Source organism: Brevibacterium antiquum (assembly GCF_016107655.1).
Taxonomy (GTDB): domain Bacteria; phylum Actinomycetota; class Actinomycetes; order Actinomycetales; family Brevibacteriaceae; genus Brevibacterium; species Brevibacterium antiquum.
Genome location: NZ_JABASX010000003.1, coordinates 260,261 through 279,872 on the forward strand (window position 1 = coordinate 260,261; position 19,612 = coordinate 279,872).

Consider the following 19,612-nt stretch of genomic DNA (forward strand, 5'->3'; position numbering starts at 1 on the left):
CCGTCGTAGGAGGTCTCACCACTGTCGTAGGAGCTGGTCACTTCCTTGCACCCAGAACCTTGAGTGAGGCCTTCAGAAGCGCCGAGGTGCCCGCATTCTGGCCGAGATCATTGACCACTTCCTGCACGACGTCTGCGGCCTGTGCTTCTTTCCAGCCAAGACCGACCAGGGCGTCAACGACCTGCTGATTCGCACCGCCGAACGACAGTTGTGGCCCTGGCTCCGATGCGGAGAGCTTCGGCAGTTTGTTCTCGAGTTCGAGGATGATTCGGGAGGCGCCTTTTTTGCCGATTCCTGGTACGCGAGTCAGCGCGTTGGCGTCCTGATTCGAGATCGCGGCTGCCAGTTCGCCCGGTCCCATCACCGACAGGATCGCCATGGCCAGGCGGGGACCGATTCCGGAGATCGACAGCAGCACTTCGAACGTGTGGTTCTCGTCTTCTGTTCCGAAGCCGAAGAGAGTCATGGAGTCTTCACGCACAACCAGGGTGGTCACGAGTTCGATATCTGCACCATGCCGTGTGCTTGAAAGGGTATCCGGCGTGACGTTGACTCTGCGTCCGACACCATAGGTGAGAATGACGAGGTGGTCAGCTGCGATGCGATGGACCGTACCGCTGAGGAAACTGATCACGGCCTGCCTTTCGAGTGGGAACACATGTACGAATCCAGGCTATCAGTTAGTCTCCGAGTACCTGACTCGACATACCGACGATACCAAGGCTCCGGCCAGTTGCGGACAGCCCGGAAGACATCACCAGCGCATCATTGCGGTGGAATTTCTGTCCCGTCGGACAGCCCGTCGATGATCTCCTGTGCGACGAACCTGGAGTGCAGGATCGGGCGCCGTTCGACATCAATGCTCGGTGGCGGGATCCATGCAGGTCGACCGTCGTGAAGCATTCGGGCATACCAGTCCGATTTGTCGATCAGGTGGTGATGCAGTCCGCATGCCAACGTGAGATTGTTGATGTCGGTCCTGCCCTCGTCAGCCCACGGCACAATGTGGTGCGCATCGCACCATCCAGGCGGTGCATCACATCCGGGGAATGTGCAGCCTTGGTCTCTGGCTGCGAGAACTGCCACCTGTCTGTTCGTGGCATACCGAGCCTCGGTGGCGATTTCCATCGTTTTGGCTTTGTCCGACATGAGGTGGAAGAAGACTGATCCGTTCAAACCTTCGCTGGCCGCCGTTGATATCGGAAATTCGGCTTCGCACCCTGTGATCGAGCGTCCCTTTCCGGTCGCGATGTCTTCGGCCTTCGCGGTGACGACCAAGGCGAATGGTGAACCGCGTCCTATTCGCTCCATCTCGACGCGGGAGATCATTGTTGCGAATCGTTCGTAGATTCGATTGCGCACTGTTCCTTGACTCGCACTCGTGTCGACCAGCGTTCCGTCTTCACTGACACCGAAGCTCGAGAACCCAGAAGCGGCCGAATCGGAAGCGCCTGTATCGTCAATCCAGTCCGGGCGGTCCTCTGGCAGATTAGGGCGGTCCTCTGACAGATCATGGGGCAACGGCGCGTCCGAGACATCCCCGGCCAGAACCGCTCGAAAGATGTCGAACTCAGGCTCGGCAGGCTCTTCGTCTTTCACAGTCGAGTGCGTGCCACCTGTGGTGCGGGTGCCATCATGAGTTTGCAGAGTTTCCGTCGAACCCTTTGCGCTCTGCGCGTTTTCCGAGTTGCCACCCGGCAGAATACGCGAGGCCAGCAGTCCGTTGAGGATTCCTCCTGAGACTGAGTCCAGGAGGCCTCTGAGATCCCAGTCGCCGTCATCCCGGGCTCGCACATTCACGTAACAGCGCGAGCGATCCCGTGGAAGCTTCGGTTCTTCTCCGTCGGGATCAATCCGGTCCAGAATCGAACCGAAGATCGTTTTCAAGTCTGCGACTCGGACACGTGGTGCCTTCTCCACGAGGTCCGCTTCGACTTTGTCGCGAACAGTGGAGGAAACCCAAATCGGCAGCTTGGAGAGACAGTCATTGATCGCCGTGGCCTGACCAGCCGAGAGCACTCCCGAGTGCAAAGCCTCGGCAACGATCGGGTTGACGGGCTCTCTGGCCTGTCCCGTCATGTAGACGCGGCCGCCAAGGTTCTTGGCAAGCTCGGCACGTCGGTTGGCCTCATAGCCGGTCAGGTTCAACCGGTTCTGGACCAGCGCCTTCGTCGTCTTCGCCCCGTAGTCGGTAGGCGTCCCGCACCTTTCATAGACTGACAGAGCAACAGCAGACATCGCTTCGAGAATGCGAGTGGCGGTTTCGATCCCGTTGACGACCGTCATAGCGTGATCAGGTCCAAGGGGGCGTTCGAATCTCGCCAGTTCGTCTTTGAGGACGCTGAGTTCACCGATGCTGCGGGTCAGCTCAGGGGCAAGTCGGTCGAGGTCGCGCCATTCGAGATCCGACAGAAGTGGATGCGGCACGACGACAGTCGAATCACCGTCGTCCGCGGTCGAGGGCTGGTCGGTGCCACCGCCATCACTATGCGTTCCAGCATCGGAGTTGGATGGCTCCGCGTCGACGAGAGCCCCAGACATCCGAGCATCTGCTTCGGAATCACCGAGAAGAACCTGCTCATCACAATGGGCGCCCTCGTCACCGTGCCGGTCAGAATCGTCACCGTCGTGGTTTTCAATGGGCGTCGCTGGAACTGCCGCAATCGAATCGAGCTTCTCTGCCAAAGGATTGCCCGTCAGATCCATTCCGGCGGCCTCGAGCTGCTCACGAAACGTTGCCGGCTCCGGCACCGGCAACGATCCATCCTGGCCTGCAGCGGACTCCCCTGCAATCGCGCCAGATGCCTGCGGGCCTCTTGCCGACTCACTCGCGGCAGTGCCAGGTGAGCGCTTACCGCTCTTTCCTGGCATCCGGTCGGGAGTGAGAGTCATCGTCTGAGCATCCATTCGTCAACAACAGTGTTGCGTGTATATTCTGATTATATACGCTCTAACCGTTATTTCATAGATGCATATTCGATTACCTTCCGAATATTTAGCATCACTTCGATTCTGCTCTCTTGTGTTTCGCAGACTTCCGGACGCGGCCAAGGAACGATGACAACTGCGAAGCGACCGGACTTCAGTGGCTGCCAAACAGACCGACAGCGACACTCACAACCGCTGCAACGCTGCTGAGCCGTCACGCCACTTCGCTACGCAGCTACTTCGCTTTGCGAAGGGCCTTGGCCCACTGCTCCTGAGCTTTCGTCAGGCCCGTGCCCTGACGTCCGGCGCTCTTGCGCTCGTTCAGGTCCTTGTTCGCTCCAGGAGTCGATTGCCCGCTGAGAGCTCCACGCCATGAGTGGCAGATCGCGATCGCGAGAGCATCCGCGGCATCGGCGGGTTTCGGGGGCGCATCAAGTTGAAGTATCCGGGTCACCATGTTCGTGACTTGCTTCTTATCAGCCCGTCCGGACCCGGTGATGGCGGCTTTGACCTCGGAGGGCGTGTGCATCGCAACGGGCAGTCCGCGCCTGGCGGCAAGGCCCATAGTCAGGCCTGACACCTGGGCAGTTCCCATAATCGTGGAGACATCATTGCGGGCAAACACACGCTCAATGGCCACGACATCGGGACGGTACGTGTCCAACCAGCTGTCGAATGCCTCGGCGAGGGCGCCCAGACGCAGATCCACGGAGTCCGCGGACGGCGTGCGCAGCACATCGACGGAAACCATAGTGGCCTTACGGGCGGGCAGGGTGTCGATGACACCCAGCCCGCACCGGGTCAGACCAGGATCAACGCCGAGGATTCTCATCAGTAACCATATCCGGTCTCATCAGGAATCAAGTTCGGCAAGAACCTCGTCGCTGACATCAGCATTGGAATAGACGTTCTGAACTTCGTCACTGTCTTCGAGCGCATCGATGAGGTTGAAGACCTTGCTGGCGGTGTCCGCGTCCAAGCTGACTTCGATCCCGGGCACGAAGGATGCCTCGGCCGAGTCATAGTCGATTCCTGCATCGACAAGCGCTGTGCGCACAGCGACGAGGTCGGTGGCCTCGCAGATGATCTCGAAGTTCTCGCCTTCGTCCTTGACCTCTTCGGCGCCGGCGTCGAGGGTGGCCAGGACGATCGAGTCCTCGTCGGTGCCCTCAGCAGGAACGATGATGACGCCCTTGCGGTCGAAGTTGTAGGTGACCGATCCTGGGTCTGCCATGGTGCCGCCGTTGCGCGTGACTGCCACGCGGACTTCGGAGGCCGCACGGTTGCGGTTGTCGGTCAGGCATTCGATGAGGAGGGCGACACCGCCGGCGGCGTATCCTTCGTACAGAATGTTCTCGTAGTTCACGGCAGAGCCGTCGAGACCACCGCCGCGCTTGACCGCGCGGGTGATGTTGTCGGCAGGAACCGAGTTCTTCTTCGCCTTCTGAACCGCGTCGAACAGCGTCGGGTTGCCTTCGAGATCAGGCCCACCGTTGCGAGCAGCAACCTCGATGTTCTTGATCAGCTTGGCAAAGAGCTTGGCTCTCTTGGAGTCGATGGCAGCTTTTTTGTGCTTAGTCGTTGCCCACTTGGAATGACCTGACACTGGTGTTCCTTCCTATAGATACAGCCCCTAGAGTCTATACGCTCAGCACACCGTTATGTGCGCTGTGCCGCACGTAGCAGCTCCCCGCTCATGCGGTACGTTCCCTCAGCTGACGACGAGCGGCCACTCAGCCGAAGACGATGGCCCACTCAGTCGATGACGAGGGGAACCTCGGGCACAGAGCCCGCCGTGACGAGATCCATGAGGCTGAGAAGATTCTTCGGGTAGATCGTCTCCGCCGTAGTCATCAGCTCTTCGCGCGACCACCACCGGAATTCGAGCAGACTGCGCTTCTCGACGTCCGTCCAGACAGCGTCTTCGAGTTCGATGTCCTCGCTCGTGCGGAATGCGAAGTAGGTCTCATGCTGATGCAGCGACCGTTCGGTGAATTTGAAGACTCCGTCGCGGGTCGCCAAGGGTCCGATGAGCTCACCGGGTTCACATTCGATCCCGGTCTCCTCAGCGAGTTCGCGGGCCGCTGTCTGAGCCGCGGACTCCCCGAGTTCGGAACCGCCGCCGCAGGTCATCCACCACTGGTGGGTGGGCGTGAGCAGGTCCTGAGCTCGAATCAGGAGAACCTCGTCGCGCTCATTGAGTAATACGACCCGTGAGGCTTTACGAGGTTTCATGGTTCTCCAGGAGTTGACGATGGACGGACGCAGTGTGTGCAGAATAGTGAAGCGGCAAGCAACCGGCAAGACCGCAATCGTAACCGACAGAACGATATCGGGTAGTGGCCAGACGACCAAGCTGGTGACGTTCAATGTGAGAAATCACCGACTTGGGACGTGTTCTGGCCGGGTGCAAGAGGGGTTGGGGCATCGCCTCAGAGGCGGTCGAGTTGATCATCGGCTCAGTTGATCGCCGAGGCGGTCTGGCCGTCGAGATCCGCATCGACGGCTCCGCCCAGATGCTGGTCCCACCAGTCGAGCATCGCTTCGAAGCGCTGCCGACGGTGGCGGGGCTGGCCCGAACGTGAGAGTTCGTGGTTCTCTCCGGGGAAGATGAGCATTTCGGTGTCCACACCGGCCCGTTGCAGCGCGGCATAGTACTGCTGAGCCTGTTCGAGCGGACAGCGGAAGTCGAGTTCCGAATGCATCACCAGGCTGGGCGTGCGCACCTGCGAGGCGTGCGCCAAAGGCGACTGCCGTGCAATGGCCTCCCGATCACGGGTGGTGTACTCCTCGGTGAAGAACCGTCCGATGTCGGAGGTGCCGACGAAGCTCTCGGGGTCCAGGTAGCCGCGTTCGACGATGGCTGCCTGGAAGCGATGATCGGCAGCGGTGATCATCGCGGTGAGATAGCCGCCGTAGGAACCGCCCTGGACGCCGAGGCGGGTGGAGTCGAGTTCTGCATGCTCGGCCAACGCGAGGTCAAGGACCGCAAGGACGTCTGCCATCGCCGGGGCCGCCATGTTCCCCTGCACAGCTGTCCCCCATGCGCGGGTGCGTCCGCCGGAGCCGCGCGGGTTCGCGTAGACCACGGCAAAGCCTGCCGAGGTGAGCACCTGGGTTTCGTCGAACCACCCGTGGGTGTACTGCGCGAACGGTCCACCGTGGATGTTGAGAATGACGGGGAATGGGCCTGGTCCGCTGGGCTTCGCCAGCCACCCTGTGATGGCCCCGCCCTCACCGTCGACTCGAAGAACCTGCGGGAGGACGGAATTCGCGGGCGCAGGATGTGCTCTGAGGGCCTCGCCGTCGCCAGCGGATGTTCCGCCGGACCTGGAGAGTCGCACACGGTTGAGAACAGCAGGGTTCGTGGGCGTCTCCCCTGTCCAGACGAGACTGTCTCCGTCAACGTCGAAGCCGTTGACCACTGCTGTGTCATCCGTGAGGAAATCCAGTTCGTCCAGCGTCCGCTTCTCGGCATCCACATCGATCGAGATGATCCGTGAGGCTCCGTCCGTGTCCACGACAGCGATGACAGAAGCCTTGGCCGCATCTGAGGCGTTTCCGGCGGTATCGACGACCTGTGGCCGCGTTGACGCGACCGAGACGGTCTCCGGGTCGGTCAGGCGTCGTGTCGAGCCGGTGGTCAGATCGTGGACGAAGAGCCCGGGCATCTGCCCGACGAAGTCGAGTTCGTCTCGGGTCAGCTCGTTGCCGACGAGCAGCACAGTCTCATCGTCGATCCAACGGTGCAGGTTCACACTCATCCGCGGCAGCGTCAGCGGCTCCGGATGGTCTCCACCAAGCAGCCACACCGTCGTTCGCAGGTCGGGCTCGCCATGGTCGGGTGCCACCGAGGAAACCACGCTGGCTCGGGTGCCGCTCGGTGAGAACTGCGGATCGTGGAGATCTGACTCCGGGGACTCCAGGAGTGTGGACAACGGGACTTCGGCGCCGCCGGCGATGCCGGACTTCCCCAGTCCCGGCTCGACGAGATCAACCAGAAAGGCCCGCGCCGGACGGTCGTTCGTGTAGCCCAGCCCATTGCTCAGGTAGGCCGCCGAGGTGATTCGCCGTGGCGCTTCCTCGCCGGCGGGGATGTCGTCGTCCTGGCCGTAGCGTCCAGGTTCAGCCACCCGCGCGACGTAGAGTGCCCGTGCGCCCTCATCGTCGAGCGCGAACTCGGAGACGCCGAGGTGGTTGTCCGTGATCCGATGTGCCGTCTCGAGGCTGGAGCCGACGAACAGCTGGGCTGATTCCTTCTTGGCCGCACTCAGATATCCGGACCAAGTGCTGCGAACTTCGGGGGCGAAGTCTCGCCAGTTGTGGGTCAGCCGTCTCGAGGTCTCCCCCGACAGAGCGAAGAGCTGCGAGAGGTAGCTGTTCGACTCAAGGTCGGGGCGGGTGATCGTGATGACGGCTTCGCTGCCGCGCAGCAGTGGGGATGAGTACTCGGCGAGAGAGTCGAGATCTTCGGGGTTCATCTGTTCCATTCCTTTGACAGCGCTGCCTGCACGTCGGCGTGCACCTGCGGCAGAGCCTTGGTCTGTGCCACGACGGGCAGGAAGTTCGAGTCCCCGCCCCATCTGGGCACAATGTGCTGGTGGAGGTGTGCGGCGATTCCGGCACCTGCCACGGGGCCTTGGTTCATTCCCAGGTTGAAGCCGTCCGGGGATGATACGGCGCGAATCACAGTCATGGCCTTCTGCGAGAATCGGGCGAGTTCCGCCGTCTCCGACTCGGTCAGCTCCGTGTAGTCCGCGACGTGACGATAAGGGCAGATGAGGAGGTGGCCCGGGTTGTACGGGTACAGATTCAGCACTGCGTACACTTCGTCGCCGCGGGCCACGATCAGGCCCTGTTCATCGGACTTCGTCGGTGCGCTGCAGAACGGGCACTCGGAGACTCCGGAGTGCTTGGGTTTGTCCTGTCCTCCGATGTAGACCATCCGGTGCGGAGTCCACAGCCGCTGGAAGCCATCGGGCTCCCCCGGGAAGCCCGCAGCCGCCTCGGGTTCGGGTATGCCTTCACAAGGATCGGGCCTGCCCTCGCCGAGGCGGTTGTGTGGGTCCTCTGTCATACCTGGGCCTTGGTTTCGATGGATTCGACGATCCGGGTGACCGCCTCGGCGACGGATACGCCGTTGTCCTGCTCACCGTTGCGGAAACGGAACGACACGGCGTTCGCGTCGCGATCCTCCCCACCGGCGATGAGCACGAAGGGCACCTTCGACTTCGAGGCGTTGCGGATCTTCTTCGGGAACCGATCGTCGCTGTCATCGATCTCGACGCGAACACCGGCTGCCCGCAGCTGTGCGGCCACCTCGGCGAGGTAGTCGTTGAACTCCTCGGCCACGGGGATGCAAGTGACCTGGACCGGTGCCAGCCAGACGGGGAACGCGCCCGCATAGTGTTCGATGAGCACACCCATGAACCGTTCGATGGACCCGAACTTCGCCGAGTGGATCATCACCGGCTGCTTGCGGGTGCCGTCGGCGGCCTGGTATTCCAGGCCGAAGCGCTCCGGCTGGTTGAAGTCGAGCTGCACGGTCGACATCTGCCAGGTCCGGCCGATGGCATCGCGGGCCTGGACGGAGACCTTCGGACCGTAGAACGCGGCTCCGCCGGGATCGGGGACCAGCTCGAGCCCGGTCTCCCGTGCAACCTCCTCGAGGACCTGAGTGGCTTCTGCCCACTGCTCATCCGAACCGATGAACTTGTCCTTCTTCTTCCCGTCTTCGTCGCGTGTGGAGAGTTCGAGGTAGAAGTCGTCGAGTCCGAAATCACGCAGCAGGCTGAGGACGAATTCGAGCAGGTGACGGATCTCCTTCGCTGCGTCCTCCTGAGCCACATAGGAGTGCGAATCGTCCTGTGTCAGTGCGCGCACACGGGTGAGGCCGTGGACGACGCCGGAGGCCTCGTCACGGTACACCGTGCCGAATTCGAAGAGACGCAGGGGAAGCTCGCGATAGGAGCGTCCACGCGAACGGAAGATGAGGTTGTGCATCGGGCAGTTCATCGCCTTGAGACGGTAGGGGGTGCCCTCCTTGACGATCTCCCCGGATTCGTCGCGGACCTCGTCGACGGAGATCGGCGGGAACATGTTCTCGCCGTAGTACGGCAGGTGCCCGGAGGTGTAGTAGAGGGCTTCCTTCGAGATGTGCGGGGTGCCGACGTATTCGAAGCCCTCTTCGATGTGGCGGGCGCGGACGTAGTCCTCCATCTCGCGCTTGATGACTCCGCCCTTGGAATGGAAGACGGGCAGACCGGAGCCGAGCTCCTCGGGGAACGAGAACAGGTCGAGTTCGGCACCGAGCTTGCGGTGGTCACGCCGTTCTGCCTCGGCGAGGCGATCCTGGTGGGCCTTGAGATCCTCCTTCGAGGCCCAGGCGGTGCCGTAGACGCGCTGCAGGCTCGCATTGGCCTGGTCTCCGCGCCAATAGGCCGCCGAGGAGCGGGTGACCGCGAACCCGTTGCCGATCAGTTTGGTAGTGGGCAGGTGCGGTCCGCGGCAGAGATCCTGCCACACGATTTCGCCCTTGCGGTCACGGTTCTCGTAGACGGTGAGTTCACCTGCGCCGACCTCGACGGAGGCCGAGTCGTCGGAGCCTGCGCCCTTGTCAGAGATGAGTTCGAGTTTGTAGGGCTCATTCGCCATGCGCTCGCGTGCTTCCGACTCGTCGACGACGACACGATTGAAGGTCTGACCGGACTTCACGATCTGGGCGGCCTTCTTCTGGATCGCCTTGAGATCTTCCGGGGTGAAGGGCTCTGCGACATCGAAGTCGAAGTAGTAGCCGTCTGTGATGTAGGGCCCGATGCCGAGCTTCGCGTCTGGGAACAGGTCCTGGACGGCCTGGGCGGTGACGTGTGCGGCCGAGTGGCGCAGGATGTCGAGACCTGCGGGGGAATCGATGGCAATCGGAGCGACCTTGTCACCAGCGGAAAGTTCGCGGCTGAGGTCGACAGGCTGCCCGTCGAGCCACATTGCAACGACCGTGCGGTCCGTGGAGAAGATCTCCGTGCCGGTCAGTCCCTGTTTCCAAGGAATGGTCTCTCCCGCGCAGTCAATGCTGTCTGCCACTGATCTTCTCCGTTCGTCTGTTCTAGGGTGTCTCGCCACTCGAGTCTAATACCAAATCGGCGGTGCGAAATCAGTTGGGTGGCAGTCATGAGACCGCCACCCAACTGGTGAATCATATGCAGTTTTCGATGTCCGCGCGGTTCGCGCCTACGTCAGTCGGGATCGGAGCGTCGTCCCGAGCCGTATCACGCGGCCTTGCTGAACTCGAAGTCCTTGCCCTTGCCCAGATCTTCGCTCATGGAGAGCTTCAGGTGGACCTTGTCGACCTCGGCCGACGGAACTGCGAATGCGAGTTCGACGGTCTCTTCGCCTCCAGCCGGGATTGGGTCAGAGAAGGGGTAGGCGCCCTTGTATTTGGAGGCGTCGAACACATCCTCATATTCCTTGCCCGCACCATTGTCGGCGGTGAACCGTGCAAGCGAAAGATCAACGTCGGAGCTTCCACTGTTCTTGGCGGTCACGGTCACGATCGCGATCTCGCCATTGCTGCTTTCGGCACCTGCGGCATACTCGGACGCAGTACCCGATTTCACGGCGACTGCAGCCGTCACGTCGGTGCCGACCTCGACGCCGCCGCTCTCGACCGGAGGAGCCGCCGCTTCACTGCCGTCAGACGAGCCTGCGCCCTGGCTGGGGTCCTGGGCAGGACCAGAGGGGCCCTGAACCGGAGCTGCGGATGAGGACTGCTCGTCAGCGGCCTCGCCTACAGCGGTGAGGAACATACCGCCGAAGATCAAGGTGACGATGACCGAGATGATCGAGAAGAGGATGGCGACGAAGCTGAGGATCATGCCGGTGATGGTCATGCCCTTGTTGTTGGCCAACCCCTTCTTGATCGCGGACAGACCGACGAAGGCGAAGATCACGCCGGCAACGCCGAAGATGAATCCGATGCCGAAGAAGATGGACAGGACGATGCCGGCAATACCACCGACCAACGCGAGGATTCCCCAGATGTTCTTCGACTTGTTGTTCCCCGAACCTGCCGAATACGAACCGTAGCTCGCATTGGGGTTGGCTGGGATGAACTGGTCAGAAGAACCGTCCGCACCGACGTAAGCGGGCTGCTGGCCGTACTGGTTCGCGTCATAGCCCTGCACGTTGGGGTCGTAGCCCTGACCGTAGCCGCCCTGGTTCTGGCTGTAGGGATCCTGGCTGTAGGGATCCTGGTTGTAACCCTGCGCATTGGGGTTGTAACCCTGAGCGTTGGGGTCGTAGCCGCCCTGGCTCTGATCGTAGCTTGGAGCACCCGTGTTGTTCGGCTGGCCGTACTGGGGCTGCGACCCGTACTGGGGTTGCGAGCCGTACTGGGGCTGCTGATTCGGATCGTTCTGCGAGCCGTATTGTGGTGCCTGCTGTCCGTTGCTCTGCGAACCGTACTGCGGTGGCTGCGAACCGTACTGCGGTGGCTGCTCGCCGTTGTTCTGATCACCCGAATAACCAGGAGCGTTGGGCGGCTGGTTGTCGGGGCCCTGACCGTTCGGGTTCTGATTTCCAGAACCGTTATTCGGTTCGTACGGGTTCTGAGGAGTAGACATGAGTGCTCCGAAGTCTTCGTCGATGGTTACCGTCACTAGCGTACTAGTTAATGTATCGCTTTCCCCATGGCATTCACGTGGCAGTCCTGACACACGCCCGACACATCGGGGCCGAGCTCATCGCGCTGAAGACGCGGATGATGAATGCACGAAGCCCCGAGTGAGTCACTCGGGGCTTCTTCTGTGCGCGATACTGGGATCGAACCAGTGACCTCTTCCGTGTCAGGGAAGCGCGCTACCGCTGCGCCAATCGCGCCTTATTCATTTGTTGCACCGGAACACAAGGTCCCCGTGCGCGATACTGGGATCGAACCAGTGACCTCTTCCGTGTGAAGGAAGCGCGCTACCGCTGCGCCAATCGCGCCGACTCACCAACAGCGAACCGTTGGACGAATCCGAGGTGGCGACGGGATTCGAACCCGTGTATACGGCTTTGCAGGCCGCTGCCTCGCCTCTCGGCCACGCCACCATCAAGGCAGTGCCATGACGCCTTCGAGCGGATGACGGGATTCGAACCCGCGACCCTCACCTTGGCAAGGTGATGCTCTACCAGCTGAGCCACATCCGCATTTCTCGCTGCCCGGTTTCCCTGGCAACGAGATACAACTCTATACGCAGGTGGCGGTCCATGCAAAATCAGATCCGAGTGATCGTGGTCACACACGCAAATCGAGCTTTCAGACTCATCGACTTATATTGGAAGAGTGAACGACGATCCCCAGGACAAGCGCCCCACAGGGTGGCTGTCACGCCATCACAAACAAGGCGTGCGCCCCTGGCGCAAAACGCGTCTGAGCTTCCTGCGCTGGCGCAGAACCGTCATGGCCAACCCGCACACGGCACGGCTCTATCGGACCATCGTCGGCGGAGTGGGCAGCCTCATCGTGCTCATCGGTCTGGTGCTCGTGCCGTTTCCGGGCCCGGGGTGGCTCATCGTCATCATCGGACTGTTCGTCATCTCCAGCGAGTTCCGTTGGGCGCAGCGGATTCTGCGCTTCGTCCGCCTCAATGTGGAGAAATGGACGCACTGGGTCATGGCGCAGCCGGTCTGGGTGCGCTGGACGCTCGCTGCGGTCACAGCGGTATTCGTTGCCGTCATCGTCTGGGCCGCGTTCAGGATCATCGGACTCCCCGACTGGGTGCCCGAACTCGAGGTCCTCAAATACCTCGAGCTGCAGTAGCGCTGACGCGCCTGCCCACAGGGCCTGCTGCTGTCAGTAGAGCCAACGCCTGTTACTGCGAGGAAGGCCTGATACTGCCAGGAGAGCAGATTACTGCGAGGAGAGCGCTGTCAGGCGCGAAAGGCAGCGCATGTACTTCTTCCGGTACCCTCCGGCCAATGACTCTTCGGTGAAGACCTTGTTCAACGCCTGTCCCGAGTTGATGATCTTGACGTTGCGGTCATAGAGCCTGTCGACGAGGGCAACGAAGCGCAGCGCGACACCCTCGTTGTCGATCGTCGTCACGTCTTCCCACACGGCCGCGTCCAGCCCATCGACCATGCGACCGTACTTGGAAGGATGAACGGTGGAGAGATGGCGCAGAAGTGTCGGGAAGTCGTCGCGGGCGACTGTGCCGGCCAACTCGGAGGTCGCGGCATCGAGGTTCTCGGCAGGAACCGGATCGGCCGGCTCGCTCAGCCCACGGTGACGGTAGTCCTTGCCTTCGATGCGGTAGATGTCGAATTGGTCGGCCAGCGCCTGGATCTCACGGATGAAGTCCTGTGCGGCGAAGCGGCCCTCCCCCAAGGATCCGGGCAGTGTGTTCGAGGTGGCGATGATCTTCACGCCGGCGTCAGTGAGTTCGCGCATGAGGCGTGACATGAGCACCGTGTCGCCGGGATCGTCGAGTTCGAACTCGTCGACGCAGACGAGCTTCATCTGTGAGAGATCGTCACGGGCACGGATGAATCCGAGCGCGCCGACGAGGTTCGTGTATTCGACGAAGGTGCCGAAGGTCGCAGGCTTCTCATTCGCATGCCAGGCCGAAGCCAGCAGGTGTGTCTTGCCCACGCCGTAGCCGCCGTCGAGGTAGACGCCCTTCGGTCCGTCCTTGCCCTTGGAGAACAGCTTGCCCAGAAAGCCCTTGGACGTCGACGATGCCACGAACTCCTCAAGTTTGTTGCGTGCCTGGGCCTGCGAGGGCTCCGAGTCATCGGTGCGGTAGCTGGCGAAGGACACGTCGTGGAACTGCGGTGGCGGGACGAGGCCCGCAATCAGTTCGTCGGGTGCGACTTGGGGGGAACGGTCGCTCAGTGCGACCAGAGTCTGCTCGGCATTCACTCGGCCTAGTCTATTGCAGGCCACGCGTGGTCGATCAACTGCCTCTGACGTGAGAGTGCTCTCAGCCTGCGTGCGAGCACTCCCCGCTGAGGTCGTCTCCGCCGAGGTCGTTTCAGCAGAAGTCGTCTCAGCTGAAGTCGAAGCCCAAGCGCCCCAGCTGCTTCGGGTCTCTCTGCCAGTCCTTGGCGATCTTCACATGCAGGTCGAGATACACCTTGGTCCCGAGCAGTGCTTCGATTCCGCGCCTGGATTCGCTTCCGATCGCCTTGAGTCGGCTGCCGCCCTTGCCGATGATGATCGCCTTCTGGCTGGAGCGTTCGACGTAGAGGTTGACGTGGACGTTCCACAGCGGGTTGTCCTCGCTGCGTCCCTCGCGGGGGTACATCTCCTCAACCTGAGCGGCCAGAGAGTGCGGAAGCTCGTCGCGGACGCCTTCGAGCGCAGCCTCACGGACGAGCTCGGCGATCATCATCTCCTCCGGCTCATCCGTCAGCTCACCCTCGGGGTAGAGCGGCGGTGAGACCGGCAGGTGACCGGTCAGTACGGAATCGACCGTGTCGATCTGGAACCCGTCGACAGCCGAGACCGGGACCACGTCGGCGAAGTCGGCGAGGGCGCCCACGGCCAGCAGAGCCTCGGCGACCTTCTCCTGGGAGACCTTGTCGGTCTTCGTCACCAGAGCCACGATCGGGGTGCGGCCGTCGAGGAGCTCCAGTTGGGACGCGATGTATTTGTCCCCGGGCCCGATGGGTTCGTCAGCGGGCAGGCAGAAGCCGATGACGTCGACTTCGCTCAGTGTCGAAGCCACAAGATCGTTGAGGCGGCTGCCCAGCAGGGTCCGCGGCTTGTGGAGCCCCGGGGTGTCGACGAGGATCAACTGGTGATCGTCTTTGTGGACGATGCCGCGGATCGTGTGCCGGGTGGTCTGGGGCTTCGCCGAGGTGATCGCGACCTTCTCCCCCACCAGCGCGTTCGTCAGCGTTGACTTACCGGTGTTCGGTCGGCCCACGAAGCAGGCGAAGCCGGCCCGGTAGTTCTCGGGGTAATCCGTACGAAATTCCATTTCAGTTCTCTTCCTTCGTGACCCTGACGTGGGTGATGCGGTGGCGGCGGCCCTGCCCCTCCATGGCTTCGATGTTGAGACCTTCGATCGCTGCTTGCGAGCCGTCGATGGGAACGCGGCCGATGAGCTTCGTGAGCAGACCGCCGACGCTGTTGACGTCGTCCTCGTCGATCTTCACATCGAAGTAATCGGCGAAATCGGAGATCGACATGCGGGTGCTGATGACGAATGACCCGTCGTCGACCTCGACGAGTTCATCATCACTGGTGTCGTATTCGTCTTCGATCTCGCCGACGATCTCCTCCACGATGTCTTCGATGGTGACGAGTCCGGCGGTGCCGCCGTATTCATCGACGAGGATCGCCAGATGCGTCGAATCGAGCTGCATCTGCTCCAGCAGTTCATCGGCAGGTTTGGTCTCAGGGACGAACAGAACTCCCCGTGCCAGAATGTCGACCGATCGCTCTGCGTCCTCCGGGTGGAGGTGGAGTCGTCGGGCGACATCCTTGAGGTAGGCAACGCCGCGAATGTCGTCGAGATCCTCTCCGCTGACGGGGATCCGTGAGAATCCCGAGCGGAGGAAGAGGTTCATGACCTTGGTCAGCGGTGTGCCGGAGTTGACCGTCACGAGGTCGGTGCGCGGAACCATGACCTCATTCGCCGAGGTGTCCGAAAGGTTGAAGACGGATTGGATCATCTCCCGTTCGCCGTCTTCGATGATGTCGGACTCGCTGGCACGCTCCACGAGGTCGCGCAGCTGGTCGGAGGTGACGAACGGGCCGTCCTTGTACACGCGGTCCGGCGTCAGCAGGTTGCCGAGGAGGACGAGGATCTTCGTCAGCGGCTTGAGCACGACCAGCGCTGCGCCCACGACCCAGCTGAGGTTGAGGCAGACGGCCAGAGAACGGCGTCGACCGATGGTCCGTGGGGACACGCCGGCAACGACGAAGACAGCGATCGAGGCGGTGAGCACTGTGAGCACGACCATGAGCGGTCCCACGGAGTAGATCGAGTTATAGGCCAGAGCAATGAAGACCGTGGCCAATGCCTCCATGAAGTTTCGGACGAAGATGATGACGTTGATGTTGGTGGGCAGATCGATGATGATCTTCTCAGCCCGAAACGCGGCCTTCTTGCCTTCGTCCTTCGCATCCTGGATCGCCTGATGGGACACGCTGAGCAGAGCGGCATCGACAGCAGACAGAGTCGCCGAAACGACCAGACACAGTGCGGCACCGAGGAACAGCCAGAGCACGGCTCAGACCTCGGTGGGGGAAGGGATGTCGGTGCGACCATCGTAGCGGGCGGCGAAGAAGGTGAGCAGCAGATGCCGCTGCAGGGCGAACATCTCTTCCTTCTCCTCAGGCTCGCCGTGGTCGTATCCGAGCAGGTGCAGGAACCCGTGGACGGTCAGCAGGAGCACCTCGTCCATGGTCGAATGTCCCGAGGACGAAGCCTGGGCGGCGGCCACCTCGGGGCAGATGATGATGTCGCCCATCTGGCCCTCGGTGGGAGCTCCGGCCTGTCCCTGTGTGAGCTGGTCCATCGGGAACGACATCACATCGGTGGGACCGTCGAGGTCCATCCAGGTGATGTGGAGTTCCTCCATCGCCTTCGCATCGACCATCGTGACTGCGAGTTCCGCGCCGGCGTGCATGTGCAGAGCCTGACCCAGGTATTCGGTCAGAGCCACGACCTCGTCGAGGTCGATAGCTTCGTCTGTCTCGTTTGAGATCTCGGTATTCACTCGGTGCTTCCCCACAGGTCATAGGCGTCGACGATCTTCGTCACCAGCTGATGGCGGACGACATCCTTGCTGCCAAGGTGGCAGAATTCCATGTCGTCGATTCCGGTCAGAATGTCCTGGACAAGGTTGAGACCGCTGCGGGTCTTGCCGGGCAGGTCGATCTGGGAGACGTCTCCGGTGACGACCATCCGCGCGCCGAAGCCCAGCCGGGTGAGGAACATCTTCATCTGCTCGCCGGTCGTGTTCTGCGCTTCATCGAGGATGATGAACGCATCGTTGAGGGTTCGGCCGCGCATGTATGCCAACGGTGCGACCTCGATGGTCCCCGTTTCGATGAGCAGCGGAATCGACTCGGGATCAACCATGTCGTGCAGAGCGTCGTAGAGGGGCCGCACGTAGGGGTCGATCTTCTCGTTCAGCGTTCCCGGCAGATAACCCAGGCTCTCCCCCGCCTCAACCGCTGGGCGGGTGAGGATGATGCGTGAGACTTCTTTGTGCTGCAGGGCGTTGATGGCCATGGCCATCGCCAGGTACGTCTTGCCCGTACCTGCTGGACCGATGCCGAAGGTGATCGTGTGGTTGCGGATCGCATTGACATAATCGTGCTGGCCCATCGTCTTGGGACGGATGGACTTTCCGCGGGTAGACAGGATGTTCGTTCCCATCACCGCCGAGGCGGCCTTGCCCTCCGAGGAGAACGACGCCACCCGGTCGATCGTCTCCTCGTTGATGCGGTGGCCGGAACCGTGCAGCTTTTTGAGCTCCCCGATCACGGAGACGAAGGCTGCCACGCGCGTCGGTTCGCCGCTGGCCTGGACCTGGTTGGCGCGCACGTGCAGGTCAAGCTCGGGGAATACTCGCTCGAGCTTCCGCAGGTTCGACTCCCCCGGCCCGAAGAACTCGACCAGATCGATGGAGTCGGGAATCACGAGACGCACTGTGTCCGATGCAGCTTCTTCGGCAGGTGTGTTGTTCACAGAGTTCGTGGGCTGAGTGGAGGTGTCCAGAATGATCCTTCGTGACTGTTCGTACTTGTGGGAGTACTGCAATTGTGTGCTTCCATCGTAGTCGCCTTCGTCACCAACGGCCCAATGAATTCTGAGCCATGACGAGTCCGGCCGCTCCGGCCGAGGACGACCGCAGAACCGTGGGTCCCAGGAGCACGGCTTTCGCACCGATGGCTGCGAGTGCATCGAGCTCAGCGTCGCTGATCCCGCCTTCAGGACCGACGACGAGGACGATGCGTCCAGAATCTGTGCCCGAGGCTTCTTCGACGGCTGAGGTATTCGCTGGTCCGGCATCTCTCAGAGCCTGCGACAGTTTCTGCTCGGCGGCTTCGTGGAGGACGTAGACGGTGTCGCTCTCGGTCAGAATCGATGCCAGGCCGGTGCCGCGGACAAGTTCGTGGCGCAGAGGGAAGCGGGAGCGTCTGGCCTGCAGGGATGCCGCCCGCAGAACGTTGTCCCACTTGGCTGCGAGCTTGTCGCGCTTCTTCGCGGGCCAGTCGGCGATCGAGCGCTCGGCGGCCCAGGGGACCACCTCGTCGACTCCGATCTCTGTGGCGGCTTCGATCGCCTGCAGATCGCGGTCGCCCTTGGCCAGAGCCTGCACGAGGACCAACCGTGGCTGGTCCTCGTCGGTGTGAGTCACCGAGGCGACGTGCAGCCCCAGTTCGTTCGCCGAGGCGGCCGAGACCGTTCCGCATACGCGGGTGCCGGATCCGTCGACGACTTCGAGCTCGTCCCCGGGCCCGAGTCTGCGGACTCGGACCGCGTGCCCGGCCACGTCCTCACCGAAGGTGAGCACCTGGCCGGCGGCCGCCTCGGCGACCTGGGTCGAGAAGAAGACGGGAAGACTCACCGACCGGCGAACTTCTCGCGCATGCGGGAGAACATGCCGCGGTTCTGGGTGGTGATCTGAGCGCGTGGGGTCTCTTCCTCGCGCAGAGTCGCCAGCTGTGACAGCAGATCCTTCTGCTCATCGTCAAGCTTGTCCGGCGTCAGCACGTCGACCGTGACGAGCAGGTCGCCTCGGGTCTCCGAACGCAGCCGGGTGGCACCGAGTCCTGGAAGCTTGATGACGGTGCCCGACTGGATGCCGGCTTCGATCGAGAGTTCTTGCGAGCCGTCGAAGGTGTCGAAGGGGATCGAAGCGCCCAGAGCGGCTGCGGTCATCGGCACGGAGACGGAGGCGCGCAGGTTGTCACCGTCGCGCTGGAAGACTTCGTGGCGGGCGACCATGACCTCGACGAAGAGGTCACCGGCAGGACCGCCGCCGGGTCCCACTTCGCCCTGCGATGAGAGCTGGATGCGAGTTCCGTCGGAGACTCCGGCGGGGATGCGGATCTTCATGGTCCGCTGCTTGCGAACGCGACCGTCACCCTGGCAGTTGAGGCAGGGGTTGGGGATGACGGTGCCGAAGCCGTGGCAGGAGTTGCACGTCTGGTTCGTCACCATCTGGCCCAGGAGCGTCCGGGTCATGCGCTGAACGCTGCCGGCACCGTGGCACAGGGAGCATGTCTCAACGGATGTGCCCTGCTGGGTTCCGGCACCTGAACATGTGTCGCAGACGACGGCAGTGGTGACATCGAGGTCGATGTTGCCGCCGAACGCGGCGGTCTCGAGATCGATGTTGACTCCGACGAGTGCGTCCTTGCCGCGCTGTGTGCGCGGCATCGGACCGCCGGCCGAGCCGGCTCCCCCGCCGAAGAAGGTCTCGAAGATGTCGCCGAAGCCGCCGAAGCCGCCTCCGGCTGGGAAGCCCTGTCCGTTCTCGCCGCCGCCCATGTCGTAGTTCCGGCGCTTCTCCGAATCGGAGAGGACATCGTAGGCGAGGGAAATGGCTTTGAATTCGTCCTCGTGTCCGGGGTTCACATCGGGGTGATACTTCCGGGCCAGCTTTCGGTACGACGATTTGATTTCAGCCGCCGAAGCGTCTTTGGACACTCCGAGTGTTTCATAGTGATCGGCCACAG

At 62.1% G+C, this 19,612-nt stretch carries 17 protein-coding genes and 4 tRNA genes; 1 reads left to right on the forward strand and 20 read right to left on the reverse strand.

Translation table 11 applies throughout. The features are described 5' to 3' along the window. Positions 1–37: 37 nt before the first annotated feature. The 13 genes from ruvA to JFC13_RS06720 all read right to left on the reverse strand — a co-directional run bounded on the left by ruvA (position 38) and on the right by JFC13_RS06720 (position 12,114). Entirely contained in the window at positions 38–634 is a 597-nt protein-coding gene (gene ruvA, locus JFC13_RS06660) for a Holliday junction branch migration protein RuvA (RefSeq protein WP_235351498.1), read from the reverse strand. 131 nt (positions 635–765) lie between these two features. Further along, positions 766–2,892, reverse strand: coding sequence for an HNH endonuclease signature motif containing protein (locus tag JFC13_RS06665; protein WP_232488275.1), 2,127 nt, complete (start codon positions 2,890–2,892; stop codon positions 766–768). Between the two features lie 271 nt (positions 2,893–3,163). Beyond that, entirely contained in the window at positions 3,164–3,760 is a 597-nt protein-coding gene (gene ruvC, locus JFC13_RS06670; protein ID WP_198396312.1) for a crossover junction endodeoxyribonuclease RuvC, read from the reverse strand. Between the two features lie 21 nt (positions 3,761–3,781). Continuing rightward, positions 3,782–4,534, reverse strand: coding sequence for a YebC/PmpR family DNA-binding transcriptional regulator (locus tag JFC13_RS06675; protein ID WP_198396313.1), 753 nt, complete (start codon positions 4,532–4,534; stop codon positions 3,782–3,784). A 149-nt stretch (positions 4,535–4,683) separates the two neighbouring features. Beyond that, entirely contained in the window at positions 4,684–5,163 is a 480-nt protein-coding gene (locus tag JFC13_RS06680) for an NUDIX hydrolase (protein ID WP_232488276.1), read from the reverse strand. 224 nt (positions 5,164–5,387) lie between these two features. Next, positions 5,388–7,409, reverse strand: a complete 2,022-nt coding sequence (locus JFC13_RS06685; protein ID WP_198396314.1) for an alpha/beta hydrolase family protein — start codon at positions 7,407–7,409, stop codon at positions 5,388–5,390. Next, a complete protein-coding gene (locus tag JFC13_RS06690) occupies positions 7,406–8,005 on the reverse strand; it encodes an HIT family protein (protein ID WP_198396315.1) in 600 nt (199 codons plus the stop codon). The genes JFC13_RS06685 and JFC13_RS06690 overlap by 4 nt, the downstream gene beginning before the upstream one ends. After that, a complete protein-coding gene (gene thrS, locus JFC13_RS06695) occupies positions 8,002–10,008 on the reverse strand; it encodes a threonine--tRNA ligase (protein WP_198396316.1) in 2,007 nt (668 codons plus the stop codon). The genes JFC13_RS06690 and thrS overlap by 4 nt, the downstream gene beginning before the upstream one ends. 185 nt (positions 10,009–10,193) lie before the next feature. Beyond that, positions 10,194–11,546: a DUF4190 domain-containing protein gene (locus JFC13_RS06700; RefSeq protein WP_232488277.1), complete on the reverse strand. Its 1,353-nt coding sequence runs from the start codon at positions 11,544–11,546 to the stop codon at positions 10,194–10,196. A gap of 184 nt (positions 11,547–11,730) precedes the next feature. Further along, positions 11,731–11,802 (reverse strand) — tRNA-Val (locus JFC13_RS06705). A 36-nt stretch (positions 11,803–11,838) separates the two neighbouring features. Beyond that, positions 11,839–11,910: transfer RNA gene (locus JFC13_RS06710), tRNA-Val, on the reverse strand. A gap of 34 nt (positions 11,911–11,944) precedes the next feature. Beyond that, positions 11,945–12,015 (reverse strand) — tRNA-Cys (locus JFC13_RS06715). Positions 12,016–12,041: 26 nt separating this feature from the next. Next, positions 12,042–12,114, reverse strand: a tRNA-Gly gene (locus tag JFC13_RS06720). 136 nt (positions 12,115–12,250) lie between these two features. Between JFC13_RS06720 and JFC13_RS06725 the strand changes: the two genes are divergently transcribed. Further along, positions 12,251–12,727 carry a TIGR02611 family protein gene (locus tag JFC13_RS06725; RefSeq protein ID WP_235351493.1) on the forward strand — a complete coding sequence of 159 codons (477 nt, stop codon included), beginning with the start codon at positions 12,251–12,253 and terminating at the stop codon, positions 12,725–12,727. A 90-nt stretch (positions 12,728–12,817) separates the two neighbouring features. On the opposite strand, the gene zapE is transcribed toward JFC13_RS06725, so the two are convergent. From zapE to dnaJ, 7 genes are all read right to left on the reverse strand, one after another. Then, positions 12,818–13,828, reverse strand: a complete 1,011-nt coding sequence (gene zapE, locus JFC13_RS06730) for a cell division protein ZapE (protein ID WP_198396318.1) — start codon at positions 13,826–13,828, stop codon at positions 12,818–12,820. A gap of 127 nt (positions 13,829–13,955) precedes the next feature. Continuing rightward, positions 13,956–14,891 (reverse strand): GTPase Era, encoded by a 936-nt coding sequence (era, locus tag JFC13_RS06735; RefSeq protein ID WP_198396319.1) that lies wholly within the window; start codon positions 14,889–14,891, stop codon positions 13,956–13,958. A 1-nt stretch (position 14,892) separates the two neighbouring features. Next, positions 14,893–16,146 (reverse strand): hemolysin family protein, encoded by a 1,254-nt coding sequence (locus JFC13_RS06740; protein ID WP_198396320.1) that lies wholly within the window; start codon positions 16,144–16,146, stop codon positions 14,893–14,895. A gap of 3 nt (positions 16,147–16,149) precedes the next feature. Further along, positions 16,150–16,638 (reverse strand): rRNA maturation RNase YbeY, encoded by a 489-nt coding sequence (ybeY, locus tag JFC13_RS06745; RefSeq protein ID WP_198396321.1) that lies wholly within the window; start codon positions 16,636–16,638, stop codon positions 16,150–16,152. Next, complete coding sequence (locus JFC13_RS06750) at positions 16,635–17,687, reverse strand: PhoH family protein (RefSeq protein ID WP_198396322.1); 1,053 nt, start codon at positions 17,685–17,687, stop codon at positions 16,635–16,637. The genes ybeY and JFC13_RS06750 overlap by 4 nt, the downstream gene beginning before the upstream one ends. Before the next feature lie 28 nt (positions 17,688–17,715). Beyond that, positions 17,716–18,498 carry a 16S rRNA (uracil(1498)-N(3))-methyltransferase gene (locus JFC13_RS06755; protein WP_198396323.1) on the reverse strand — a complete coding sequence of 261 codons (783 nt, stop codon included), beginning with the start codon at positions 18,496–18,498 and terminating at the stop codon, positions 17,716–17,718. Next, positions 18,495–19,610 (reverse strand): molecular chaperone DnaJ, encoded by a 1,116-nt coding sequence (dnaJ, locus tag JFC13_RS06760; RefSeq protein ID WP_198396324.1) that lies wholly within the window; start codon positions 19,608–19,610, stop codon positions 18,495–18,497. The genes JFC13_RS06755 and dnaJ overlap by 4 nt, the downstream gene beginning before the upstream one ends. Positions 19,611–19,612 lie beyond the last annotated feature (2 nt).